Origin of the sequence: Amycolatopsis sp. lyj-23 (assembly GCF_046549135.1) — a bacterium.
Lineage (GTDB): Bacteria > Actinomycetota > Actinomycetes > Mycobacteriales > Pseudonocardiaceae > Amycolatopsis.
Genome location: NZ_JAJPWN010000014.1, coordinates 230,115 through 254,793, shown reverse-complemented (window position 1 = coordinate 254,793; position 24,679 = coordinate 230,115). Strand labels below are relative to the sequence as shown.

Genomic DNA, 24,679 nt, shown 5'->3' with positions numbered 1-24,679 from the left:
GAGCGCTACCGCGAGCGGCGTTCACATTGGAGAGCAGTGCTCGCGAGTGTTCCGGCGCGGCGCTCCGGAGCGAGAGCAGTGCTCACTTGCCGCGGAGAGCGCCGTTCGGTTCGGAGAGCGGTGCTCACAAGCCTCCCGGCGCGACACTCCGAAGCGAGAGCAGTGCTCACGTACCGCCGTGAACGCCTTTCGGTTTCGAGAGCGGTGCTCACTTGCCGCCGTGAGCGCTGTTCGGTTTCGAGAGCAGTGCTCTCATGTTGCCGTGAGCGCTGCTCGGTTTGGAGAGCAGTGCTCACGGAAGTCTGGCGACCGGCGGCAGCGAAGGGTTGACTTTCGGCAGTGGTCGCCCGGCCGTCACGGCTTGTAGCTTCGGTTTCGTGCGGACGGTGACGAAACGCAGGTGGCACGTGGTGCTCGACGTCGTCGTCGGGCTGTTCCTCGCGTTCACCGTCGTCGTGGGCGCGCTGGGCACCCGGTCGTACGGGGAACTCGCCGGCGGTCTCGTGGTCGTGGCGGGCTCAGTCGCCACCGCCCGGCGGTACCCGGCCGTCTCGCTCGGGATCGCGCTGGCCGGGGCGCTGGCCGTGCCGTTCCCCTACCGCGACCGCGTGCCGGTCTGGGTCATCTTCGTGCTGGTCGCGATGAGCTACCAGGCCGGGCTGCGGATGCCGCGCGCCCGGCCCGGGATCCTGACCGGAACGGCCGTCGCGGCGCTCGGGCTGCCGCTCGCGCTCGTCTTCGGGCCGGACGGGCTGGGCGACTGGGCGGCGATGGTCGCGATCCTGGTCTTCGCCGGATTGTCGCCGTGGCTGCTCGGCCGGTACGTCCGGGTCCGCGGCGAACTCGCCCGCACCGGCTGGCGCCGGGCCGAAGAAATGGAGAGCAGGCAACAGCTGGTCGCCGCGCAGGCGCGGCTGCGCGAGCGCGCGCGGATCGCCAGCGACATGCACGATTCGCTGGGGCACGAGCTGAGCCTGATCGCCGTCCGCGCCGCCGCACTGGAGGTCGCGGGCGGCCTCGACGACGCCCAGCGCGACGCGGCCGCACAGCTGCGGACCAGTGCCGCGACGGCGACCGAGCGGCTGCGCGAAATCATCGGCGTGCTGCGCGAGGACGCCGCGCCGGTCGAGCCGGTGCAGGGCGACCTCAGCGAGCTGATCTCGCGGGCGCGGGCCTCCGGCCTGCACATCGAGTCCACAGTGGACGTTGCGGATACGCCCCCGATGGTCGCCCGTGCGGCGTACCGCGTGGTCCAGGAGGCTCTCACGAACGTGGCGAAGCACGCGCCGGGCGTCGCCGTGACGGTCCGGGTGTGCAGCACCGGCGCGCGGACCGACGTCAGCGTCGTCAACGCGCCGCCGCCCGCCGGGCCGCTGCCGGGTGCGGCGTCCGGGCAGGTCGGGCTGATCGGCCTGCGCGAGCGCGTCCGGCTCGTCGGCGGCACGCTGCGGGCCGGCCCCGAAGCGGGCGGGTTCGCCGTCACCGCGACGCTGCCGCACGGCGCCGCGCCGGCCGCCCTCGCCGACGACGACGTCGAGCCGTCGACGTCGGCCCGTGCCCTGGAACTGGCTCGGCGCGACGTGCGGCGCAGTCTGGTCCAGGCCGTCGCCGTCCCGCTGGGTCTCTTCGCGGCGGTTCTCGCGATCGCCGGGATCGCGTTCCTGTACCAGTGGAACTCCTCCGAACTGCCCGCCGATGTCTACGAACGGCTGCGGGTCGGGCAGCCGCGCACCGAGGTGGCGCCGCAGCTGCCCGGGAACCAGCGTGCGGCCCGGCCGGTGCGGAACGAGCCGCCGCTGCTGCCGGGGTCCGGCGTGGTGTGCGAGTACTACGGCAGCGGGCGGTCGTGGCTGGAAAACGACTACGCCGCCTACCGGCTGTGTTTCGCCGGTGGGAAGCTGGTCGCCAAGGACTGGTTCACCGAGGGGGCACCGTGATCAGGGTCGTGCTGGCCGACGACGAGGCGATGATGCGGGCGGGGGTGGCCGCCATCCTCGCCGCCGACGCGGAGATCGAGGTCGTCGCCGAAGCCGCCGACGGCCGGGCCGCCGTCTCGCAGGTCCTCGCCACCCACCCCGACGTCGTGCTGCTGGACATCCGCATGCCCGGGCTGGACGGCCTCGGCGCGGCGGCGGAGATCCGGCGGCTGCGGCCCGCCACCGGCGTGATCATGCTGACGACGTTCGGCGAGGACGACTACATCGAACGCGCGCTCGGGCTCGGCGCGGGCGGGTTCCTGCTGAAGTCGGGCGACCCGCGTGAGCTGCTGTCCGGGATCCACGCCGTCGCCGGCGGGGCCGCGTTCCTTTCGCCGAAGGTGGCCCAGCGGGTGATCGCCCGGCTGTCCGGCGGGCAGCTGACCCGCGCCGCCGCGGCCCGTGAGCGGATCGCCGTCCTGACCCCGCGAGAGCGGGAAGTGCTGACTCTGCTGGGTTCCGGACTGTCCAATGCAGACATAGCGGCGAAGATGTTCGTCGTCGAGGGCACGGTGAAGGCGCACGTGAGCACGATCCTGACCCGTCTCGGCGCGAAGAACCGGGTGCAGGCGGCGATCACGGCGTACGAGGCCGGGCTGGTCGGGGGAGACGCGGCGGCACCCACCCCGTGATCCCCGCGCCGACGCGGGCGCTCGCCGTGGCCGGGAGGCACTTCAGCACGGCCGTGCGCAGTCCGGCCGCGATCGGGTTGGTCAGCTGCGGGCCCAGCCTGCCCATCCGGACCGACTCCCGGACGACCTTTTGGCTGCGCGGCCGCCGAATCCGGTCGTAGATCGCCAATGCGACGTTGACGTTGTCCTGTGTGGACACCGCGTGGGCAAGCACGACGGCGTCCTCGAGGGCCTGGCAGCCGCCCTGCCCGAGGAACGGCGGCATGGCGTGGGCGGCGTCGCCGAGCAGCGCGATCCGGCCGCGGGTGTAGGCGGGGAGCGGGGTGCCGAGGTGGTAGAGGTCGTGGTGCAGCACGGCCTCCGGCGGGGTCGCGGCCAGGAGCGCGGGGATCGGGTCGTGCCAGCCGTCCGCTTCGGGTTTCTCCGGGCTCCGGCCGGGTTCGCTGACGGAACAGATCCACCAGTAGACGTCACCGCCGGTCAGCGGGAGGACGCCGACCTCGGTGCCGCGGTCGAAACTCGTGCTCAGCCGGGTTCCGGGGAGGTGCGCGACGCCGCGATACGCCGTGCTGCCGGAGTACACCGGTTCCGGGTGGCGCGGAAAGAGCGCGTGGCGGACCCGGCTGTGGATGCCGTCGGCCGCGACGACGAGGTCGGCCCGCAGTTCGGTGTCGCCGTAGCGAACCAGGCCGTCTTCGCGGACTTCGGTGACTTCGGCGCCGGTCTCGAGGCTTCCGGCCGGAACGGCGGCCCGAAGGGCGGCGATGAGGTCGCGCCGGTGGATCGCGCCGAGCGGCCGCCCGTGCCGCCGGCTGAACGCGGCGCTGTCGAAGCGGGCGATCCGGCGGCCGCGCCGGTCGCGGATGCCGCCGTCGTGCTGCGGGGCCAGGTGTTCGCCGAGGTCCACGCCGAGCTCGTCGAGGCACCGCTGGGCGTTCGGCCAGAGGGAGATGCCCGCGCCGACGTCGCCGAACTCGGGCGCTTTCTCGAGGACGGTGACCGTCCAGCCGACCCGGTGCAGCCCCACGGCCGCCGCCAGCCCGCCGATGCCTCCGCCGACCACGATCGCGTGCATGACGCCTCCTCTACATCTGTAGAGGACTCTACACCTGTAGAGTCGATGGTCGTGGAACGCATCGACGTGATCGCGGACGCAGCGATCGAGGTGATCGCGGCGGAGGGAATGCGCGGCTTGACCCACCGCGCGGTGGACCGCGCCGCGGGCTTGCCGGTGGGCTCGACGTCGTACTACGCGCGCACGCGGGCGGCGCTGCTGGAGCTGACGATCGCCCGGATCGTGGCGTTGGACCAGCCCTCACCGCGGCCGTCCGCGACGTTGGCGGAGTTCGTCGCGGGGTATGCGTTCGAAGCGATCACATCCGGCCGGACGCGGATGTTGGCGCGGTACGAGTTCGCGTTGGAGGCCACCCGCCGCCCGGAGTTGCGCGCGGCGTACGACGAGGGCGGCTTGTCGATCCGCCACCACGCGGCCGCGGTCTTGGAGGCGGCCGGCTCGACGGACCCGGTGCGGCACGCTCGGACCGTGGTGGACTGGATGGAGGGGACGATCTTCGGGGCTTTGGCGGGGACGGGGTCGCTGGCGCCGCCTGGGTTGGCGGAACTGGTGGAGAGTGCCCGGGAAGTGTTGGCGGGTATGGGATTGGGGTGAAGGTGGCCCGGTTCTCCACATCCCCGCCGTGATGTGGAGAACCGGGCTGAGGTGGCGGCATTTTCGGGGCTTTGTCGGGCCGCGCCGGTAGACTGGACCTGGGGACGCCCCCCGGAGAGGGTGGGGGCGTTTGGTGTCAGGCGTCCCGGCGTCGCAACACTGCCCCGCCGGCTACCAGTGCCGTCGCCGCCCAAGCCGCGCAGATAAGCAGCCCGATCCAAGGCGCGTACGGGGCCGCCGTCATCGTGATCGGGTTTGGCTTTCCCGCCTGCACCATCGCGTTCACCCCGGCCATGCCCGGGAAGTACGGCACCGCCTCCGGTGCGCCCACCGAGGCCACGATCAGCGGTACCGGAACCAGCAGCACGAAAACCGACACCACCGTCCCCGCCGCGCTGCGCAATGCCCAGCCGATTCCCGTGCACAGCAGGCCCAGCAACGCGAAATAGCCGCCCATGCCTGATGCTGTTGTGAAGCCGGCTTCGAACGATGTCGGCCGGCCGTGGCCGTTCATCACCGCGCTTGCCAATGCCATTCCCACGCACGACAGCAACACTCCGTATGCGAACAGCGCCGGTACCAGCACCGCCGCCTTCGCCAGGACCACGCGGGACCGGATCGGGGTCCACAGCAGTGTCGAGCGGATGCCGCCAGCTGCGTACTCGCTCGTCACGAACAGCGTTGCCAACGCGATCACCGCGAACTGCGTCAAATAGAATCCGCCGCCCAGCGCGATCGTGTGGGCTGACTGGGGCTGGTCGCCGATGCGCTGGGCGATCGCCGACAGCGTGCCGTAGCCCAGCATCAGCGCCGTGCCTGCCGCCAGGCACCACCAGGTTGCCCGGACCGACCAGAACTTCGTCCACTCCGCGGCCACCGCGCCCGGGAGGCCGCCGCCGCTCGCCTCGACCCGCGCCGTCATGCCGATACTCCGTATTCCACCGAAGAAGCCGTCAACTCCATGTACGCCTGCTCGAGCGAGGCTTTCTGCTCCGCCAGTCCGTGGACGCGGATTCCCAGCTCGTGCACGAGGTCGCCGACGCGGGTTACGTCGATGCCGTCCGCCACCAGCTCTGTCGGCTCGCCCGGGTGCGTCCGTGCGCCCTCGGCTCGCAGGCGCGTGGCCAGTGCCGAACGGTCTTCCTCGGCCGGGATGCGGACCACGACCGTCGTGCGGGAATTGCGCGCGATGAACTCCGGCACCGGGGCGTCCGCCAGCAGCTTGCCGCGGCCGATCACCACCAGGTGGTCGGCCGTCAGCTGCATTTCGCTCATCAGGTGGCTCGAGACGAACACCGTCCGCCCCTCGGCCGCCAGCGAACGCATCAGCTGCCGGACCCAGCGGACGCCGTCCGGGTCGAGGCCGTTGACCGGCTCGTCGAACAGCAGCACGCCCGGGTCGCCGAGCAGCGCGCCCGCGATGCCCAGCCGCTGGCCCATGCCGAGCGAAAACTGGCCCGCCCGCTTGCCGGCGACGTCGGAAAGCCCGACGGTCGCCAGGACCTCCTCGACGCGGCTCGCCGCGATGCCGTTGCTGCGCGCCATGGCCAGCAGGTGCTTCCCCGCGCTGCGGCCCGGGTGCAGCGCCTTGGCGTCGAGCAGCGCGCCGACCTCGCGCAGCGGGTGCCGCAGCTCGCCGTAACGCCGTCCGCCGACCAGGGCTTCGCCCGCCTGCGGGTGGTCGAGCCCGACGGTCATCCGCATGGTCGTCGACTTCCCGGCGCCGTTCGGGCCGAGGAACCCGGTCACCCGGCCCGGTGCGACGTCGCACGTGAGCGCGTCGACGACGGTCTTCTCCCCGTAGCGTTTGGTGAGTCCTCTGAGGGTGATCATGCGTCGAAGTCTGCGGGCCGCGGGGGTGCACGGGCATCGGACGACGGTCGCGGGCGGCCCCCGACTTTCGTCAGGTGCGGCGGCGGGTGTGCCGGGTCGGGACCGCACCGGCCGGGTCCTCCGGCCACGGGTGCTTCGGGTAGCGGCCGCGCAGGTCGGCGCGCACGGCCGGGTAGCCGGACGTCCAGAAGGACGCGAGGTCGGCGGTGATCGCCGCGGGGCGGCCGGCGGGGGAGAGCAGGTGCAGCACGACCGGGACGCCGGCGATCACGGGGGTTTCGGTCCAGCCGAAGGTTTCCTGGAGCTTGACGGCCAGGACCGGCTGGTCACCGCGGTAGTCGACGCGGATGTGCGACCCCGACGGAACTTCGAGGCGGTCCGGGGCGAGGTCGTCGAGTTTCGCCGCTTCCGGCCAGGGGAGGAGGGCCTTCAGGGCGGTGCCCGCGTTGATGGCGGCCAGATCGGCCTTCCGGCGGGCGGTGCCGAGGTCCAGCCAGCTGTCCACATCGGACAGGAGAGCGGTGTCGTCGACCGCGGGCCACGGCGGGCCGAGGACGCGGTGCAGGAACGCCATCCGTTCGCGCAGGCGGGTCGCGTCCTGGGTCCACTTGAGGAGGCCGAGTCCTTCGGCTTTCAGGCCGGCGACGAGGGCGTCGTGGACGTTGGCGTTCTTGAGGGGCTTCTCGGACAGGACGATCGCGCCGAGCTTGCGGACGCGCCGGGCGACGACGTCGCCGTCCCAGGTGACTTCGTCCACTTCGGACACGGTGCCGGTGCGGACGGCGAGGGTTTCGTCGGCGGCCGCGGCGAGGCGGATGGTGCCGTGGACGCGGCCCGGGTCGCGGGTGGCTTCGGCGATCGCCAGCCACTCGGCGTCGAGGCCGCTGCCGGGTGGGAGTTCGGCGGCGGTGCCGCCGGCCATGAGGTAGACGGGGGCGCCGCCGGGACGCCGTTTGGCGAGCCGCTCCGGGTGGGCTAAGGCCACGACCAGGGCGGGGTCGGCGCGGTGGGCGGCCGGGGTGGGAGAACGATCGGTCGTTTCGCGCTGGGTTCGGCCCGGATGGGATGTGGGGGAGGGAGAACGATCGGTCGGTTCCAATCCGGCGGGTGCGGGGTCGGTTGGCCGCGAGAGGGAACGATCGGTCGGTGGGTGCCCGGCTTGCCCGGAATCGGCAACCGGGTGGGGAGAACGATCGGTCATTTGGGGTCCGGCGGGCGTGGGACCGGGCGGCTGCGAGGGGGAACGATTGGTCGGTGGGTGGCCAGCTTGGGCGGGAGCGGCGGCTGGGCGGGGAGAACGATCGGTCGTTTTGCCACCGGTTGGCGCGGATCCGGTCGGCGGAGAGAAAGAACGATCGGTCCTTCTGCGATCGAGCCGCTTCTCCGACACCAGCCCCTCCAGCCGGTGGACCTCGCGCTTCCAGCGTCGTGACGTCTCGTCGCCTGCCGAGCGGAGGCGGCGTAGCTCCGCGGCCACGTCCGTCAGCGTCGCGCCCGCGTCCAGCAGCGCCACGACCTCCGCCGCATTGCGGGGGCCCACCTCCGAAGCCGCGTCCAGCAGTGCGCGCGCCAGACGCGGGTGCAGCCCCAGCTCGGCCATCCGCCGCCCGCGTGGGGTCACCGTTCCGTCCGGTGCCGTCGCGCCCAGCGTCACCAGCAGGGCCCGTCCCGCCGCCAACGCACCCTCGCCCGGCGAGTCCCACCAAGCCAATCCACTGCCGTCCGGGGTCGACCAGCACGCCAGCTCCAACGCGAACCGGCCCAGTTCGGCGGTGCGGATCTCCGGCTCCGGGTACGCCGGCAGCGTCGCCTGCTCGTGCTCCGCCCAGCAGCGGTACGCCCGGCCCGGCGCCTCACGGCCCGCGCGGCCGGACCGCTGCGCCGCCACCGCCGCCGAGACCCGGACCGTCGCCAGCCCCGGGAGGCCGCGCCGGTGGTCGACCCGTGGTACGCGCGCCAGTCCCGAGTCCACCACCGCGCGCACGCCCGGCACCGTCAAGCTCGACTCCGCCACCGCCGTCGCCAGCACCACCCGCCGCCGGTCGCGCGGCCGCAACGCCTCGTCCTGGTGCGCCGCCGACAGCCTGCCGTGCAGCGGGAACACGTCCACGGTGTCCAATTCGGACAGACGCAGCAAGCTCGTCGTGCGGGCGATCTCCCCGGCGCCCGGCAGGAAAGCCAGCACGTCGCCGTCGCCGTCGCCGTCGGCCAACGCCGTGCGCACCGCCCGCGCGACGCACGCCTCGACGCGCTCGCCGCGCGCCGGCGGGACGTACGAGAACGTCACCGGGTAGGTCCGCGCGGTGGCCGTCACCACCGGGGCGTCGCCGAGCAGGGCGGCCAGCCGCCCGGAAGCGACCGTCGCCGACGTCGCCAGCAGGCGCAGGTCCTCGCGCAGACCGGCGCGGACGTCCAGGAGCAGCGCCAGCAGCAGGTCCGCGTCCAGGTGCCGTTCGTGGCACTCGTCGAGCAGCACCGTCGAGACGCCGGGCAGTTCCGGGTCGGCCTGCACGCGCCGCACCAGGAGCCCGGACGTCACGACCTCGATCCGGGTCCGCGCGGACACCTTCCGGTCGCCGCGCACGGCGTACCCGACGGTCTCGCCCACCGGCTCGCCCAGCAGCGCCGCCATCCGGGCCGCCGCGGCGCGCGCCGCCAGCCGCCGCGGCTCGGCGACCACGACCCGGCCCTCGCCCGCCGACGCCAGCGCGAGCGGCACCAGCGTCGTCTTGCCCGTGCCGGGCGGGGCGACGAGCACCGCGGCGCCACGGTGCTCGAGCGCGGCCAGGACGTCGGGCAGCACGGACCGGACCGGCAGATCGGGGAACTTCACTTCGACGTGACCTCGGGGGGCGGGGGCAGCGGGTAGCCGGACGGGCCGATGTTCGCGTTGAGCGAGCGCAGCCATTCGCCGGAGGAGATCATCTTCCGGATCGCGTCGTCGACCGCGGCCACGCCCTGGGTGTCGCCCTTGCGCAGGCCGATGCCGTAGTTCTCCTTCGAGAACGGCTTCCCGACGATCTTCAGCAGTTCCGGGTCGCGCGCCACGTAGCCGGCCAGGATCACCGCGTCCGTGGTGACCGCGTCGATCTGGCCGGCGAGCAGCGCCGTCACGCAGTCGGAGTAGCGCGGGTACTCGACGAGCTGGACGGCCTGGGCGTACTTGTCCTTCACCTGCTGGGCCGGCGTCGACCCGGCGACCGAGCACAGCCGCCGCCCGTTGAGCGCCTCCGGCCCGGCGATGTCGGCCGACGTCCGCCGCACCAGCAGGTCCTGGCCGGTGGTGAAGTACGGGCCGGCGAACGACACCACCTGCTTGCGCTTGTCGGTGATCGAGTAGCTCGCCACGACCAGGTCGACCGCGCCGGAGGTGAGGTCCGTCTCGCGTGTCGCCGACGTCGTCTCGCGCCAGGTGATGTCCTTCGCCGCGACACCCAGCTCCGCGGCGACGAAAGTCGCGACATCGACGTCGAACCCGACGAACCGGCCGTCGACGGTGTGCTCCGAAAGACCCGGCGCGTCGAACCGGATGCCGATCGTCAGGTGATCCGCGGCACTCGCCCGGGTGACGAGCGAGTCCGACGGCGACACCTTCGCCGGACCGCACGCCGAGACCGTGACCAGGAGCAACGCCGAGCCGAGGAGCGTGCGCCACCGCATCCGGCCGCTCCCTCCGCCTCACGTGGTTCTCAGGTCCCCCCGTTAGCCTAAGTGCGTGGTGCGACCGTCCCAACCCGTGCTGAACACCGTCGGCACGCTCGCCCGGCTCGGGCTGGCAGCCGTCTGGCTCGTTTCCGGCGCGCTGAAGCTGGCGGATCCCGGCCAGACGCTGATCGCCGTGCAGGCGTACCAGGTGCTGCCGGCCGCGCTCGCGAACGTGGTGGCCGTCGCGCTGCCGCTCGTGGAACTCGTGCTCGGACTGCTGCTGCTCGCCGGCCTGGCGACCCGGTGGGCCGCCGCGGCCGCGCTGGGGCTGCTCGTGGTGCTCGTCGCGGGGATCGCCCAGTCGTGGGCCCGCGGGCTGAGCATCGACTGCGGGTGCTTCGGCGGCGGCGGGCAGGTGGCGGCGGGGCAGACCGAGTACCCGCAGGAGATCCTGCGCGACACGGGGTTCGCGCTGCTCGCGGCCTGGCTGCTGGCGCGGCCGCGCACCTGGCTGTCGCTCGACGGCTGGCTGGCGCGAGGTCGCGGGAACTCGGGCGAGCCCGGGCACGACTACTCGGGTATCGCGGAAGGGAACTGATACACAGTGGGTGGAGCTGAGCGGACCGCTCGGAAGCGTCGCCAGGCGGCGCAGGCCGGTCCGAACGTGGTCGCGCAGGCCCGGGGAGCGTCCGGCGACCAGCGGAAGTGGGTCTGGATCGTGGCGGTGGCCGTCGTGGCCGTGCTCGCGATCGGCGGCGTGATCTGGACGATCTCGGACCGGAACAAGACCGAGGGCCAGACCATCGACCCCGGTGGGACGACCTCGCTGGTGTCCGACGTCGGCCAGAAGCGCGACGGCGTGGTCGTCACCGTGGGCAAGCCCGGCGCCAAGACCTCGATCGACGTCTACGCCGACTTCCTCTGCCCGATCTGCGGCCAGTTCGAGAAGGAGTACAAGAGCCAGATCGAACAGGCGGTCAACGACGGCAAGCTGCAGGTGCGCTACCACATGGTGCCGCTGCTCAACACGCGGTCCAGCCCGCCGGGCTACTCGCTCGACTCGGCGAACGCGGCGCTCGCCGCGGCCGACGCCGGCAAGTTCGTCCAGTTCCACGACGCGCTGTTCGCCGACCAGCCCGAAGAAGGCAAGCGCGGGTACGACAAGGCGCAGCTGATCGAGCTCGGCAAGAACGTCGGCATCACCGATCCCGCGTTCGCCCAGACCGTCAACGCCGGCACGTACGACCAGCAGATCACCGCGGCGTTCCAGCAGATCGAGAACGACCCGAAGCTGGCGCAGGACTTCGGTGGCGGGCAAAGCGGGTTCGGCACGCCGACGGTCACCGCGAACGGCTCGATCGTGTCCTGGCAGGACCCGGACTGGCTCAAGAAGCTGACCGGCTGACTCCGGCAATTCGCCCACCCGGGTAGGGATCGTCGACTAGGCTGGTTCCGCACCGGGGGAACCGGGGGTGCGGCGCGCGCGTCGCACTTCCGGTGACAGGGAGGGCCAGTGGACGGTTCGGGGTTTCACGTCGATGACGGCGCGTACACGCGGTACGCGCGCGAAGTCGACCCGCTCGGGGACGACGTCAAGGGAGCCGCCGAGCGGCACGTCGGCCCGCACGTGACGCTCGCCGGCCACGGTTTCTCCGAGATGGGCGGCGAGTCCGGCTTCTCCGGCGCCTACAGCGGCCGGATGCGCGCGCTGCAGGAGAAGCTGCACCGCGTCGGCGGCGGCTGGCGGCAGGTCGGCGAAGCCGCCCGGCAAACCGATCGCAACTACACCGCGGTCGAAGGCGAACACGGCGACGTCATCCGGCGGCTCGGTGGCGACCGGTGACCGTACACACCGACCAGCTCGTCCGGCACGGCCTGGACACGACGAACCAGTTCGCGCAGAAGCTGCGTCACGACCCGGCTGCCATCAGCGGCGCCCGTGACGCGCACGTGGCGCTGCAGACTTCGGTGGGCCGCACTCGCGATGTCGCGTCGGACCAGCGCGTCAACCTCGCGTCCGCCAGTTCCGGCGCGACGACCGACCGCGCCACGGCGACGTCGCAGAGCCTGGAGAAGGAGGTCCAGGACCTCCTCGACGAAAGCGCGGAAATCGAGCGGGCCGTCGCGGACGCGGCCGAGACGCTGCACGTCGGCGAGATCAAGAACGACCAGGTCCGCGACCAGATCATCAAGGAGATCTCGGCGTCGATGAAGGCGCTGGAAGCGGTGAAGACGATCCAGCCGCCGGAAAGCCGCGGCGCCGCTTCGCGCGACATCCTGATGAAGCTCCAGACGAAGATCAGCCAGCTCACCGGCCAGGCCGCGACGTTCAGCGAGCAGACGATCAACGACCTGACCGCGATCGGCACCCGGCTCGGCGGGGAAGAGCAGTCGACGTCGGCTTCGTCGGCCGCCTCGACCAAGGTCGGGTCGTCGTTCAACAGCAACAGCGGGTATTCCGGCGGTTCCGACGGCGGCGGCGCTGGTGGCGGGGGCGGTGGCGGTGGTGGCGGCGGAGCCGCCCACAAGCCGCGGCTGCCGGTCGCGATCCCGCCGCAGCCCGGCACCGGCGTCGCGATCAACCTGCCCGGCGGCAAGCAGGTCATGGCGCCCAACGAAACCGCGGCCAAGGCCGTGCGCGCGGCGCTTTCGCAGCTCGGCGTGCCGTACGTCTGGGGCGGCACCGCGCGGGGTGTCGGCTTGGACTGCAGCGGGCTGACGATGACGTCCTACCAGGACGCGGGCCTGCAGCTGCCGCGGACGGCGGCGCAGCAGACGGTCGGGGCCGAGGTGCCCTCGATCGACCAGCTGCTGCCCGGCGACCTCGTCGTCTGGTCCGGGCACGTGGCCATGGTGATCGGCGACGGCCAGATGGTCGAGGCGGGCGATCCGGTGCACATCAGCAACATCCGCACCACGAACGCGGGTCAGTCGTTCATCGGCTTCTACCGGCCGACGGGGTGAGCTGTGGCTGAATTCGACATCGACCTGACGTCCGCGCGGATCGCCGAGCAGGCGGCGCAGGCGGGCGCCGAGGTTTCCGCGCGCCTGGCCCGCTCGGGTCCGGTGGTGGGCAAGGCCGCCGCCGACGGGATCGAGGTCCAGGTGGCGCCCGGCGGGCTGCTGACCGGGCTCACGATCCACCGCTCGGTGCTGCGGCAGGGGTCCGCGGTGCTCGCCGACCGGATCTTCGAGCTCGCCCAGCGCGCGACCCGGCGCGCGGGCGACCGGATGTACCACGCTCTCGCTCCGGTGGTGGCCGCGGAACAGCTGGAAACCCTGGGCTACGAACCGATCCCGGACGACGACCCGGACGCCGAGACCTACGCGTACGGAGAGGGACCGCGGTGATCACCACCCGTCAGCTGATCGCCCAGGCCCGGGCGCGCGAAGAGGCGATGGCCCGGGTGGAGGAGCTGCTCGCCGCGGCAACCGGGACGGCGCACGACGTCGACGGCCAGGTCGAAGTGACGGTCGACGCGCGGGGGAAGCTGCTGCGGCTGTGGCTGGCGCCGACGGCGGTGGAGCTGGGCGAACCGCTGGGGTCGTTGGTGGTGGAGATCGCCCGGGCGGCCATGCGCGAGGCGACGCAGGACGGGTACAACAAGGTCGCGCTGCTGCTGGGCGAGGACATGACGTACCTGGTCGAGCGGATGACCGGGGTACCGGCACCGGCCCGCGCGGAGGACGACGACCCCGGGATGACGGTCGAGGAGTTCCAGCGGCTGCGGGCCGAGCGGCTGGGGACGGCGCCGGCCCCTCCGGCGCCGAGTGCTCCTGAGCCGGCTGACGAGGACGCTTACTGGGAGTCGTTCGACCCGGCTTCGCTGCGCTCGGATCGCTGAGCAGTTCCCGTTTTCCACGCTACCGGAGGGGACCGACAAGTCGTGAGTGCGCGCAGAGTCGTTTCGTGGCCCGGTTTCTTCAACACCCGGGATCTGGGCGGGCTGCCGACGAAGTCCGGGGAGACGACCCGGTTCGGTGCCTTCTACCGGGCGGCGGACCTGCGGTTCGTCACCGAGGCCGGCTGGGCCCGGGCGCGGGAGGCGGGGGTGCGCACCGTCGTCGACCTCCGGAACGCCGACGAGATCCGGCCCACGGCCCACCCCCGGACAGCGCCGGCGGGTTCGGCGCAGTTCGCCGCGGACGCCGCGGGGCCGGTCACCCCGGCCGGCATCGACCGGCTCGAAGTCCCGCTCGACGACATCGGTGACGTGGGCTTCTGGCAGCACGTCAACCGCGCCGGGCTCAACGGCACCCCGCTCTACTACCCCCTGTTCCTGCGGGAGAAGGCCGGTCACTGCGCCGCGGTCCTCAAGGCGATCGCCCACGCCGGTTCCGGTGGTGTCCTGTTCCACTGCGGCGGCGGCCGGGACCGGACGGGACTGATCGCGCTCCTGCTGCTCGCGCTGGCCGAGGTCGAGCCCCACGCGATCGCGGCGGACTACGCCATGTCGGCCGACGCGCTCGGGGCGCTCTACGCCGCGATGGGCACCGGCGACCAGCAGCCGATCATCCGGGCCGCGCTCGCGAAGCACGGCACCACGGCCGAAGGGGCCGTGCTGGCGACCCTCGACGGGTTCGACGTCGAGTCGTACCTGCGCGACGCCGGTGTCACCGACGACGAACTCCGCACCCTGCGCGACCGGCTCCGTCAGGCCGGCTGAGCCGTGGAGCCGGCGCCGTCCAACGACTCCCTGATCACGTCCGCGTGGCCGGCGTGCTGGGCCGTCTCGTGGATCAGGTGCAGCACCACCCGGCGAGCCGACCAGAACCGGGGCTCCGGTGGTGACCACGGTGTCGTCGGCAGCCGGACCTCGATGTCCAGTGATGGCAGCGAAGCCACGTACTCGTCCGTCGCGGCGGCCGCCTCCGCGTAAGCCGACAACCAGTGCGACAGCGTCTCGCTCATCGTGTACTGGTCCGTGTCCAGCATCCCCTCCGGCAGGGAGCCGTCAGCGGTGCGGAGGACCTCGAGCCACAGGCGCTCACCCGTGGCCAGGTGGCGGATCAGGCCGCCCAGCGTCAGTTCGCTGACCGTCGTGCGGCGGGCCGCGTCCGCGTCCGAAATGTCGCGGGCCGGGATCAGCAAGCGCTTGCGGACTTCGGCCAGCATGCCCAGGAGGTCGTCGTGTTCGCGCGTCATGCGGACACCGTAGGAACCATTTAGGCCAGGTTCCGGCCGGAATGCGCAGTCCCGCTGAGCGGAAACCGAGTTCGGGCAGAGGTCTGGACCAGCTGCCTGCCGCTGTGTCTTAATCCAAGGCGTGAATTTTGGTCTCTCGACGAGGAGGACCCGGATGCGCCTCGGACGCAGGCTGGGCATCGGCGCGCTGGCCTTCGGGCTGCTGCTCGGCTCCGGAACGCCCGCGCTGGCCGGGAACGGTCCGGCCTACAAGGATTCCTGGCGCCCCGTCGCGGTGCGGGTCGCCGATCTGCTCTCGCGGATGACCCTCGACGACAAGCTCGGCCAGATGATGCAGGCCGAACGGCTCGGGGTGAAGTCGCCGCAGGACGTCACCACCGGGCGGCTCGGGTCGCTGCTCTCCGGCGGCAGCTCGCAGCCGACCCCGAACACGCCCGTCACCTGGGCCGACATGTACGACGGCTTCCAGAAGGCCGCGCTCGCCACGCCGCTGGGCATCCCGCTCATCTACGGCGTCGACGCCGTCCACGGGCACAACGGCCTCTACGGCGCCACCGTCTTCCCGCACAACATCGGGCTCGGCGCCACCCGCGACCCGGCACTCGTGCAGCGCATCGGCCGCGCGACCGCGGAAGAGGTCTCCGGCACCGGGATCGACTGGGACTTCGCGCCCTGCCTGTGCGTGGCCCGCAACGACCGCTGGGGCCGCACCTACGAATCCTTCGGTGAGGTCCCGCAGCTGGCCACCGAGATGACGTCGATCATCACCGGCCTGCAGGGGCGCCGGCTCGGCCAGCCGGGCTCGGTCATGGCCACCGCCAAGCACTACGTCGGCGACGGCGGCACCACCGGCGGCGTCAACGAAGGCAACACCGAGCTGAGCGAGCAGGAGCTGCGCGCGATCCACCTGCCGCCGTTCAAGGCCGCCGTGCAGCGCGGCGTCGGCTCGGTGATGATCTCCTACAGCAGCTGGAACGGCGTCAAGATGCACGCCGGCTCCTACCTGATCAACGACGTCCTCAAGAAGGAACTCGGCTTCACCGGGATCGTCGTCTCCGACTACAACGGCGTCGACAAGATCGACGGCAAGAGCGGGTTCACCCCCGACGAGGTCGAGGCCGCCATCAACGCCGGCATCGACATGGTGATGGTGCCCTACGAGTGGCAGAAGTTCATCGACACGCTGCGGACGCTGGTGCAGGACGGCCGCGTGCCGATGTCCCGGATCGACGACGCCAACCGCCGCATCCTCACCAAGAAGTTCGAGCTCGGGCTGTTCGAGCACCCGCTGACCGACCGGCGGTTCCTGAGCACGATCGGCAGCAAGCCGCACCGCGACCTCGCGCGCCAGGCCGTGCGGGAATCCCAGGTGCTGCTGAAGAACGACCACCACGTGCTGCCGCTTTCCAGGCGCAGCAAGGTGTTCGTGGCCGGCAAGAACGCCGACGACCTGGGCAACCAGTCCGGCGGCTGGACGGTTGGCTGGCAGGGCACGAGCGGCCCGGTCATCCCGGGCACGACCATCCTGCAGGGCCTGCAGCAGAAGTCGGCGAAGGTGACCTACGCCAAGGACGGCACGGGGATCGACTCGAGCTACGACGTCGCCGTCGCGGTGGTGGGCGAGACGCCGTACGCCGAAGGCAAGGGTGACCGGCCGCAGGGGATGGGGCTGGACGCCACCGACCTCGCCACGCTGCAGAAGCTGAAGGACTCCGGCGTGCCGACGGTGGTCGTGCTCGTGTCCGGACGGCCGCTCGACATCGCCGCGCAGCTGCCGGACTGGGCCGGGCTCGTCGAGTCGTGGCTGCCGGGCAGCGAAGGCCAGGGCGTGGCCGACGTCCTCTTCGGCGACTACAACCCGACCGGCAAGCTGCCGGTCACCTGGATGCGCAGCGCCGACCAGCAGCCCATCAACGCCGGCGACGGCAAACCCGCCCTGTTCCCGTTCGGCTTCGGCCTGCGGTACCCGCACCGCCACTGGTGAGTTCTCCTCCCCCACCGGAAAGGTCCGCCCATGAGATCCCGCCGTCCGCTGCTCCGGATCCTGGCTTTCTTCGCCGCCTGCCTGGGGCTTTCGCTGGGAGCCCCGGCCGTACACGCCGCCACGCCGTTCAAGGTCCTGGCCTTCTACAGCGGCACCTACGACGCCGCGCACATCAGCTTCGAGAAGGAGGCGAACGTCTGGTTCCCGCAGCAGGCGGCGGCCAACGGCTACACCTACACCGCGACGACCGACTGGAACCGGCTCACCAGCTTGACCAAGGCCACCGCCGACGTCGTGCTGTTCCTCGACGACCAGCCGCAGTCGGCCGCGCAGTTCCAGGGCTTCCAGACCTACATGCAGAACGGGGGCGGGTTCTTCGGCTTCCACGTCACCGCCTACAACGACAGCTCGACGCCGTCGTACGCGAACTGGTTCCACAACGACTTCCTCGGCACCGGCCGGTTCACCTCGAACACGTGGGGCCCGACGCCGGAGACGCTGAAGATCGAGAACCGCACCCACCCGTCGACGGTGAACCTGCCGGCGACGATCCGGTCCTCGACGTCCGAGTGGTACGCGTGGCAGAACGACCTGCGGCAGAACAGCAACATCACGATCCTGGCGTCGATGGACCAGTCCACGTTCCCGATCGGCACCGACCCGAACCAGACGTGGTACAGCGGCTACTACCCGATCGCGTGGACGAACAAGAACTACAAGATGCTGTACGCGAACTTCGGCCACAACGCGATGAACTACGACACGAACACAGCGTTGTCGTCGACGTTCGAGAGCGCCGACCAGAACCGGTTCGTGCTGGACGGCCTGAAGTGGCTCGGCGGCGGTTCGACCGGCCCGACCGACCCGGGCACGATCGACCCGGCGGCCTGGTACGCGGTGACGAACAAGGCGTCCGGCAAGTGCGTCGACGCCCGCGCGGCCGGCAGCGCGAACGGCACGGTGATCCAGCAGTACACGTGCAACGGCACGACGGCCCAGCAGTACCAGTTCGCCCCGACCAGCGGCGGCTACGACCGGATCAACAACCGGACGAACGCCGCCGAGGTCATCGACGTCACGGACGTCTCGACGGCGGACAACGCGGGGCTGCAGCTGTGGTCCTACAGCGGCGGAAACAACCAGCAGTGGCAGCCGGTGTCCGAGGGCAGCGGGTACTACCACTTCGTCGCCCGCCACAGCGGCAAGTGCCTGACCGTACCGGGCTCGTCGACGGCGGACAGCGTCCAGCTGGTCCAGGCGGCCTGCAACGGCGGTGCCGCTCAGTCGTTCAAGGTCGCTTAGCGGCGGCCGCGGGTGCCCGCGGGAACAGTCGTTCCCGCGGGTGGCCTGCGTTCGGCCGCTCGGCGGGCATGATGGGGGCATGGGGACACAAGGGGAAACGGCCCGGGCGTCCGGTCTGCCGACGGGCCGGGGGCCGGCATGAGCATCGACGTCGAAAAGTTCAAGCGCCGCGGCTACTGGCGCACGCTCCTGTGGTGGCCGTTCCTCCTGCTGCTGGTCATCTCGTTCGGTGTCGACCTGGTCACGAAGGCCGGTCTGCACCGGTGGGACTTCTCCGCGGAATACCTGATCGGCGCCGCGGGACGGGCAGTGCTGAGCTGGCTCTTCTTCGCGGCCGCGTTGCGCTACCTGATCCGCCGGGAGCAGAAGCGTCGGTGATGCTTCTGCTCCCGACCGGCGTCAGTCGCGTTCGATGAGGTGGCCCACCACGTCCGGGCCCGGGTGAGCGTGGCCCGAACCATCGCGGCGGACGTCGGTCTCCGGCAGCTCCACCGGGTCGCCGTTGCGGGCCGAGCCCGCCGGGCGCGGGCCGATCCACGCCACCCGCAGCGCCGTCTCGCCCTTGAGGAACCGCTGGGCCCGGACGCCGCCCGTGGCGCGGCCCTTGGCCGGGTACTCGCTGAACGGGGTCACCTTGACGCTCTGGCCCGTCGAGGTGATCACCATCGGCTCGCCGTGCTCGTCGTCGTCCGTGCGGACCGCGCCGAAGAACACCACCGAGCCCGCGCCCACGTTCATGCCCGCCATGCCGCCGCCCTTGAGGCCCTGCGGGCGGACCAGCGAGGCCGGGTACTTCAGCAGCGACGCCTCCGACGACACGAACGCCAGCGTCTCCGAACCGTCCGTCAGCCAGGTCGCACCGATGACTTCGTCGCCGTCCTTCAGGGAGATCACTTCGAACTCGTCCGAGCGGACCGGCCACTCCGGCGAGCAGATCTTCACGACCCCGCCGCGGGTGCCGAGCGCGAGGCCCGGTGAGCCCGCCGCCTGCTCGCCCAGCGGGGCGATCCCGACGACCGTCTCGCCCTTCTCCAGCGGCACCAGTTCCTTCGCCGCCATGCCGCCGCGCAGGGACACCGTGCCGGCCTGCTCGGGCAGCACCGGCAGCGGCAGCACGTCGGTCTTGAACGCCCGGCCGCGGCTGGTCACCAGCAGCACCTGCCCGCGCGCGGTCGTGTGGACCAGGGCCGCCACCGCGTCGTGCTTAACGCGGCCGTTGCGGCGACGCGTCTCGGTGGCTTCTTCCGACTCGGCGGCGGTGCGCGCCACCAGCCCGGTCGCCGACAGGATCACCTGGCACGGGTCGTCCGCGACTTCGAGGGGCCCGGACGGCTTCGACGCGGCCAGGACCTCCTTCAGGTCGCCGTCGATCAGCGCGGTGCGGCGCTCGGTCGGGAAGTCCTTCGCGATCTTCGCCAGCTCCGCCGAGACGAGCTTCTTCAGCACCGACTCGTCGTCGAGGATCTTGCTCAGCTCGGCGATCTCCTCGCGCAGCCGCTCCTGCTCCGACTCCAGTTCGAGGCGGTCGTACTTGGTCAGGCGGCGCAGCGGGGTGTCGAGGATGTAGGTGGCCTGGATCTCCGACAGCTTGAAGCGCGTCATCAGGCCGTCCTTCGCGGCCTGCGCGTTCTCGCTTTCGCGGATCAGCTTGATGACCTTGTCGATGTTCAGCAGCGCGATCAGCAGGCCGTCGACCAGGTGCAGGCGCTCTTCGCGCTTGCGCCGCCGGTACTTGGTCCGCCGCGTGACGACGTCGTAGCGGTGGCGGAGGAAGACCTCGAGGAGTTCCTTCAGGCCCAGGGTCTGCGGCTGGCCGTCGACGAGCACCAGGTTGTTGATACCGAACGACTGCTCCAGCGGCGTGAGCCGGTAGAGGTCGGCGAGCAGCGCCTGCGGGTTGACGCCGACCTTGCACTCGATGACCAGCCGCGTGCCGTTCTCGCGGTCGGTGAGGTCCTTGACGTCGGCGATTCCGGTGAGCCGCTTGGACTTGTTGACCTCGTCGGTGATCTTCTCGATCACCTTCTCCGGCCCGACGCCGTAGGGCAGCTCGGTGACGGTGATCGCCTGCCGCCCGCGGCTGCCTTCGAGGGGCCCGGTTTCGACGCTCGCGCGCATCCGGACGACACCGCGGCCGGTCTCGTAGGCGCGGCGGACCTCGTCGAGGCCCAGCAGCTTGCCGCCGGTCGGCAGGTCGGGGCCGGGCACGAACTCCATCAGCTTGTCGAGCGTGGCGGAGGGGTGGGTGATCAGCCACCGCGCCGCGGCGATGACCTCGCCGAGGTTGTGCGGGATCATGTTGGTCGCCATCCCGACCGCGATCCCGGAGGTGCCGTTGACCAGGAGGTTCGGGAACGCGGCGGGGAGGACGGAGGGCTCTTCGAGGGAGCCGTCGTAGTTGGGGCGGAAGTCGACGGTGTCCTCGCCGAGCTCGCCGACCAGCTGCATGGCTTCGGGGGACATGCGGGCTTCGGTGTACCGCGAAGCAGCCGGGCCGTCGTCTGGGCTGCCGAAGTTGCCGTGGCCGTCGATGAGCGGGACGTTCAGCGAGAAGTCCTGCGCCAGCCGCACCATCGCGTCGTAGATCGCGACGTCACCGTGCGGGTGGTACTTGCCCATGACGTCGCCGACCACGCGGGACGACTTCACGTACGCGTGCGTCGGGCGGTAGCCGTTCTCGTTCATCGAGTACAGGATGCGGCGGTGCACCGGCTTCAGGCCGTCACGCGCGTCCGGCAAGGCTCGCGAGTGGATGACCGAATACGCGTACTCCAGGTAGGAGTCTTCGATCTCGGTCTTCAGCGAGTTGTCGAAGACGTGCGCACCGGGGGAGTCGAACGCGGTGGGATCGACCTTGGTGGTGGTGCCCTTGCGGCGTGCCACGGCAGAACTCCTTGGTAGCTACGAAAATCAGGCGTCGATGGCTTCGCGGTCGATCCGGTCGGAAGAGGCGACCAGCCAGTTCCGCCGGGGCTCGACCTTCTCGCCCATCAGCAGTTCCAGCGCGCCTTCGGCGGCTTCGACGTCGTCCATGGTGATGCGGCGGACCGAGCGGGTGGCCGGGTTCATCGTGGTCTCCCACAGCTCGTCGGCGTCCATCTCGCCGAGACCCTTGAACCGCGGCACCGGGGTGACGATGCTCTTGCCTGCCTTCTCCAGCTCGGCGAACTTCGTCTCCATCTCCTGCTGGGTGTACGTGAAGTACGTCTCCGAGTTGCGGCCCTTCGTGACGAGCTTGTGCAGCGGCGGCATCGCCGCGTACAGCCGGCCGTCTTCGATCACCGGGCGCATGTACTTCGCGAACAGCGTGATCAGCAGCGTGCGGATGTGCGAGCCGTCGACGTCCGCGTCCGCCATCAGGATCACGCGGCCGTAGCGCATGGTCGTCAGGTCGAACGTGCGGCCGGTGCCCGCGCCGAGGACCTGCACGATCGACGCGATCTCGGCGTTCTTCAGCGTGTCGCCCAGGGACGCCTTCTGCACGTTCAGGATCTTGCCGCGCAGGGGCAGCAGCGCCTGGTACTCCGAGACGCGCGCCATCCGCGCCGACCCCAGCGCGCTGTCGCCCTCGACCAGGAACAGTTCGCTGCGGGAGACGCCGGTGGTGCGGCAGTCGACCAGCTTCGGCGGCATCGCCGCGCCCTCCAGCGCGGTCTTGCGCCGGGCGGCGTCCTTCTGCTGCTTCTGGGTGAGGCGGACGCGGGAGGCGTCGACCACCTTCTGCAGCACGACCTTGGCCTCGGACTTCGTCTTGCGGTCCTCGGTCCAGGCCTTGACGTGCTTGTCGACGATGCCCTGCAGCACGCGGGTGATGCCGGCGGTGGACAGCTCGTCCTTGGTCTGCGAGGTGAACTGCGGCTCCGGCAGCCGGACGTGGATGACCGCCGTCATGCCCTCGAGGACGTCCTCGATCGTCGGCATGTCCTCCTTGGGCTTGAGCAGCCCGCGGGTCTTGGAGATGGCGTCCTGCAACGCCTTCGCCATCGCCCGGTCGAAGCCGCGGCGGTGGGTGCCGCCGTGGACGTTGCGGATCGTGTTGGTGAAGCACTCGACCGTGCGCTCGTAGCCGGTGCCCCAGCGCAGCGCCACCTCGACCTCGGCGTGTCGCTCCACATTGGACTGCATGACGCCGGCGGCGTCGGCCGCGTTCTCCTTGTACGTGCCTTCGCCGGTGATCAGCAGGGTGCCGCAGACCGGCTTCTCGCCCGACGGCGTGAGGAAGTCGACCATGTCGACCAGGCCGTGCGGGAAGTGGAAGGTCTCTTCGTTGATCGTGTCTTCGATCGCGGTGCGCAGCACGTACGTGACGCCCGGGACGAGGAACGCGGTGTTGCGCAGCTTCGTCCGGACGCCTTCGACGTCGAGCGCCGCGCCGGACTCGAAGTAGCGCGCGTCGTACCAGTAGCGGATCGAGGTGCCGCTGCGCTCGCCGCGCTTCATCTTGCCGACGAGGTTCAGCCCGGAGCGGCGGGTGAACTTCGCCTTCGGACCGGGCGCGTCGAACGTGCCGGGGACGCCGTGCTTGAACGACATCTGGTGGACCTTGCCGTCCTGCTTCACCGTGACGTCGAAGCGGTGCGACAGCGCGTTGACCGCCGAAGCGCCGACGCCGTGCAGGCCGCCGGAGGTCTTGTAGCCGGAGCCGCCGAACTTGCCGCCGGCGTGCAGGCGGGTCAGCACCAGTTCGACGCCGGACAAACCGGACTTGGCGTGGGTGCCGGTCGGGATGCCGCGGCCGTCGTCGTCGACCTGGACGCTGCCGTCGGCGTGCAGCGTCACGACGATCTTCGTCGCGTGGCCCGCGACCCCCTCGTCCGTGGAGTTGTCCACCACCTCCGAGAAGAGGTGGTTGATGCCCCGGCTGTCGGTGGAGCCGATGTACATCCCGGGTCGTTTGCGGACGGCTTCGAGACCCTCGAGATGCGTCAGGTCGTCGGCCCCGTACAAGGTCTCGGCAGTCACAGGGTCGTTCTCCCGGATCGTGGCTCGCGAAAGTGCTGGTGGTGGTGCGGACTCGCCTGCACCGTAGTGCAGGATATCCGCCGACCCCGACAGTTTCCGCGCGCTCCCGTCTCCGGAGTGGCGGGTGCCGCCCGCTAGCGGGGGTCGTAGCCCAGGTCGGGCCACAGGCCCAGCAGGGCTTCGATCTTCCGCGGGACCTGGAAGCTGTTCCGGAAGTTCGGCTTCTCGCCGATGGTGGCGAGGGCCTTGCGGAGGTCGCCGAAGGCCGGTTTGGCGGCCGACTGCCGGGTCAGCACGTAGCAGTACGTGCGCCGCGGGTAGGCGAACTCGTCGATGTGCGCCTGGATGACGAGACCGGGTGCCTCGATCCGGGACCCGACGAGCGGCCGGCCCTGCTTCTGGCTGTAGACGGGGATCACGTGCACCCCCGCGCGCAGCGTGCGCGGCGGGTCCTGGCCCTGGCCGTCGTCGGCCCAGAGCAGCTCGACCCGGAACGGCGATTCGCCGCCCTCGCCGGGGTGGTTGTACTCGCGGGCCAGCTCTTCGAGCCGGTACTCGGCCTCCGCGGACGGTTCGCCGCCTTCGACGAGGCTGACCAGGTACAGCTCGGCCGGGCGCGGCCAGGCCGGGCGGGGCACGTCGGTGGTCTCGGGGGCTTCCGGCTCGGCCGCCGCCACCGGTTCCGGGGTGACGGCGGTCTCCGCGGTGGCCGGTTCCGGGGTTCCGGGCCGGTCCGGAGTGGCTTTCGCCGGAACGTCGGCGGCGGCGGGCGGCACGGCCGGGCGCACCGGCGACGGCGGAGGCGTCGGGGCGGGCGTGGGTGCCGGGCGCACCGGCGACGGCGCGGGCGCGGCCGGGCGCACGGGGGACGGCGGCGGTGTCGCGGCCGCGGGCCGGACCGGCGTCGCCGGGCGGCTGGTCACCACCGGCCGGGCGGGCGCGGCGGCGGTACGGGCCGGCGCGGGCCGGGCCGTGACCGGCTTGCCGGCGCCGTACTGCTCCAGGAGCGGCTCCAGGTCACCGGCGGTCAGCGAGGGACCGGCGAGGTCGCACCACTCGAGCCAGGCCTCCTGGGCCTCCTCGACGGTGTGCCGCTCGTGCGAGACGGTGACCGCCTCGAACAGCTGCCGCGGGCCGGCGGCGGTGACGTCGGCCGAGCCGACCACGACGAACGACGGGTCGTCCTCGGCGATCACCAGCTTCGCGTTCAGCCCCCGCAGCGAGTGCACGATCACGCCCGCCTTGACCCAGTGCAGCAGCGCGTGCGGGCTCGTCGCCCCGGACAGCACCGTGTCCAGGCTCGCGTCCGTGATCAGCGTGTCGCCGGGTTGCAGGGGCAGCAGGGCCGCCGCGCCGGGACCGACGTGACCGAAGGCGGCCACCAGGTTCCGGCGCGGGGCGAGCAAGGGGGTGATCGAGGCCCAGATGTCGCGCCCGGCGAGCAGTCGTACCGAACGTTCGGCCAAACCCAGCCGAGCGAGCTCCGCGTCCATGCCCCCGACCTTAGCCGGTGCCCTCCGGAGGCCTGAC

The 24,679-nt window shown here is 71.5% G+C and carries 22 protein-coding genes; 13 read left to right on the top strand and 9 right to left on the bottom strand.

Translation table 11 applies throughout. The annotated features are described in order from the left end of the window. The first annotated feature begins 377 nt into the window (after nt 1-377). Both ACLJPY_RS33070 and ACLJPY_RS33065 read left to right on the top strand, forming a co-directional pair. Entirely contained in the window at nt 378-1,937 is a 1,560-nt protein-coding gene (locus tag ACLJPY_RS33070; RefSeq protein ID WP_410594533.1) for a sensor histidine kinase, read from the top strand. Then, a complete protein-coding gene (locus ACLJPY_RS33065) occupies nt 1,934-2,608 on the top strand; it encodes a response regulator (protein ID WP_410594531.1) in 675 nt (224 codons plus the stop codon). Before ACLJPY_RS33070 ends, ACLJPY_RS33065 begins: the two co-directional genes overlap by 4 nt. On the opposite strand, the gene ACLJPY_RS33060 is transcribed toward ACLJPY_RS33065, so the two are convergent. Beyond that, nucleotides 2,553-3,683, bottom strand: coding sequence for an FAD-dependent monooxygenase (locus ACLJPY_RS33060; protein WP_410594529.1), 1,131 nt, complete (start codon nt 3,681-3,683; stop codon nt 2,553-2,555). The two genes, ACLJPY_RS33065 and ACLJPY_RS33060, sit on opposite strands and share 56 nt — an antisense overlap. Nucleotides 3,684-3,728: 45 nt before the next feature. Here ACLJPY_RS33060 and ACLJPY_RS33055 point away from each other — a divergent pair, with 45 nt between their 5' ends. Beyond that, complete coding sequence (locus ACLJPY_RS33055) at nt 3,729-4,277, top strand: TetR/AcrR family transcriptional regulator (RefSeq protein ID WP_410594527.1); 549 nt, start codon at nt 3,729-3,731, stop codon at nt 4,275-4,277. Nucleotides 4,278-4,413: 136 nt separating this feature from the next. Here the strand turns inward: ACLJPY_RS33055 and ACLJPY_RS33050 are convergent, their stop codons facing one another. The 4 genes from ACLJPY_RS33050 to ACLJPY_RS33035 form a co-directional block, all read right to left on the bottom strand. Further along, nucleotides 4,414-5,199, bottom strand: a complete 786-nt coding sequence (locus ACLJPY_RS33050) for an ABC transporter permease (protein ID WP_410594525.1) — start codon at nt 5,197-5,199, stop codon at nt 4,414-4,416. After that, a complete protein-coding gene (locus ACLJPY_RS33045) occupies nt 5,196-6,110 on the bottom strand; it encodes an ATP-binding cassette domain-containing protein (protein ID WP_410594523.1) in 915 nt (304 codons plus the stop codon). The genes ACLJPY_RS33050 and ACLJPY_RS33045 overlap by 4 nt, the downstream gene beginning before the upstream one ends. A 70-nt stretch (nt 6,111-6,180) precedes the next feature. Continuing rightward, nucleotides 6,181-8,943 carry an ATP-dependent helicase C-terminal domain-containing protein gene (locus tag ACLJPY_RS33040; RefSeq protein WP_410594521.1) on the bottom strand — a complete coding sequence of 921 codons (2,763 nt, stop codon included), beginning with the start codon at nt 8,941-8,943 and terminating at the stop codon, nt 6,181-6,183. After that, the gene (locus ACLJPY_RS33035; protein ID WP_410594519.1) at nt 8,940-9,770 is read right to left on the bottom strand and encodes a glutamate ABC transporter substrate-binding protein; all 831 of its coding nucleotides are present in this window, start codon (nt 9,768-9,770) and stop codon (nt 8,940-8,942) included. Before ACLJPY_RS33035 ends, ACLJPY_RS33040 begins: the two co-directional genes overlap by 4 nt. A 76-nt stretch (nt 9,771-9,846) precedes the next feature. Here ACLJPY_RS33035 and ACLJPY_RS33030 point away from each other — a divergent pair, with 76 nt between their 5' ends. From ACLJPY_RS33030 to ACLJPY_RS33000, 7 genes are all read left to right on the top strand, one after another. Beyond that, nucleotides 9,847-10,353, top strand: coding sequence for a MauE/DoxX family redox-associated membrane protein (locus ACLJPY_RS33030; protein WP_410594637.1), 507 nt, complete (start codon nt 9,847-9,849; stop codon nt 10,351-10,353). A 66-nt stretch (nt 10,354-10,419) separates the two neighbouring features. Continuing rightward, nucleotides 10,420-11,160, top strand: a complete 741-nt coding sequence (locus ACLJPY_RS33025; RefSeq protein ID WP_410594517.1) for a DsbA family protein — start codon at nt 10,420-10,422, stop codon at nt 11,158-11,160. Nucleotides 11,161-11,268: 108 nt separating this feature from the next. After that, entirely contained in the window at nt 11,269-11,598 is a 330-nt protein-coding gene (locus ACLJPY_RS33020) for a hypothetical protein (RefSeq protein ID WP_410594515.1), read from the top strand. After that, complete coding sequence (locus tag ACLJPY_RS33015) at nt 11,595-12,719, top strand: NlpC/P60 family protein (protein WP_410594513.1); 1,125 nt, start codon at nt 11,595-11,597, stop codon at nt 12,717-12,719. The genes ACLJPY_RS33020 and ACLJPY_RS33015 overlap by 4 nt, the downstream gene beginning before the upstream one ends. Before the next feature lie 3 nt (nt 12,720-12,722). Then, nucleotides 12,723-13,106 carry a YbaB/EbfC family DNA-binding protein gene (locus ACLJPY_RS33010; protein WP_410594511.1) on the top strand — a complete coding sequence of 128 codons (384 nt, stop codon included), beginning with the start codon at nt 12,723-12,725 and terminating at the stop codon, nt 13,104-13,106. Continuing rightward, nucleotides 13,103-13,600, top strand: coding sequence for a YbaB/EbfC family nucleoid-associated protein (locus ACLJPY_RS33005; RefSeq protein ID WP_410594509.1), 498 nt, complete (start codon nt 13,103-13,105; stop codon nt 13,598-13,600). Before ACLJPY_RS33010 ends, ACLJPY_RS33005 begins: the two co-directional genes overlap by 4 nt. Before the next feature lie 42 nt (nt 13,601-13,642). Then, complete coding sequence (locus tag ACLJPY_RS33000; RefSeq protein WP_410594507.1) at nt 13,643-14,422, top strand: tyrosine-protein phosphatase; 780 nt, start codon at nt 13,643-13,645, stop codon at nt 14,420-14,422. Here ACLJPY_RS33000 and ACLJPY_RS32995 read toward each other — a convergent pair. Then, a complete protein-coding gene (locus tag ACLJPY_RS32995; RefSeq protein WP_410594505.1) occupies nt 14,410-14,901 on the bottom strand; it encodes a DUF664 domain-containing protein in 492 nt (163 codons plus the stop codon). The two genes, ACLJPY_RS33000 and ACLJPY_RS32995, sit on opposite strands and share 13 nt — an antisense overlap. A gap of 154 nt (nt 14,902-15,055) precedes the next feature. Here ACLJPY_RS32995 and ACLJPY_RS32990 point away from each other — a divergent pair, with 154 nt between their 5' ends. From ACLJPY_RS32990 to ACLJPY_RS32980, 3 genes are all read left to right on the top strand, one after another. After that, on the top strand, nt 15,056-16,885 hold the full coding sequence (locus ACLJPY_RS32990) for a glycoside hydrolase family 3 protein (RefSeq protein WP_410594503.1): 1,830 nt from the start codon (nt 15,056-15,058) through the stop codon (nt 16,883-16,885). 30 nt (nt 16,886-16,915) lie between these two features. Beyond that, nucleotides 16,916-18,187, top strand: coding sequence for an RICIN domain-containing protein (locus ACLJPY_RS32985; protein ID WP_410594501.1), 1,272 nt, complete (start codon nt 16,916-16,918; stop codon nt 18,185-18,187). 138 nt (nt 18,188-18,325) lie between these two features. Further along, nucleotides 18,326-18,565, top strand: coding sequence for a hypothetical protein (locus ACLJPY_RS32980; RefSeq protein WP_410594499.1), 240 nt, complete (start codon nt 18,326-18,328; stop codon nt 18,563-18,565). 21 nt (nt 18,566-18,586) lie between these two features. Here the strand turns inward: ACLJPY_RS32980 and ACLJPY_RS32975 are convergent, their stop codons facing one another. The 3 genes from ACLJPY_RS32975 to ACLJPY_RS32965 all read right to left on the bottom strand — a co-directional run bounded on the left by ACLJPY_RS32975 (nt 18,587) and on the right by ACLJPY_RS32965 (nt 24,642). Further along, complete coding sequence (locus ACLJPY_RS32975) at nt 18,587-21,070, bottom strand: DNA topoisomerase (ATP-hydrolyzing) subunit A (RefSeq protein ID WP_410594497.1); 2,484 nt, start codon at nt 21,068-21,070, stop codon at nt 18,587-18,589. A 27-nt stretch (nt 21,071-21,097) separates the two neighbouring features. After that, nucleotides 21,098-23,149, bottom strand: a complete 2,052-nt coding sequence (locus tag ACLJPY_RS32970) for a type IIA DNA topoisomerase subunit B (RefSeq protein ID WP_410594495.1) — start codon at nt 23,147-23,149, stop codon at nt 21,098-21,100. A 134-nt stretch (nt 23,150-23,283) separates the two neighbouring features. Beyond that, nucleotides 23,284-24,642, bottom strand: coding sequence for a hypothetical protein (locus ACLJPY_RS32965; RefSeq protein ID WP_410594493.1), 1,359 nt, complete (start codon nt 24,640-24,642; stop codon nt 23,284-23,286). Nucleotides 24,643-24,679 lie beyond the last annotated feature (37 nt).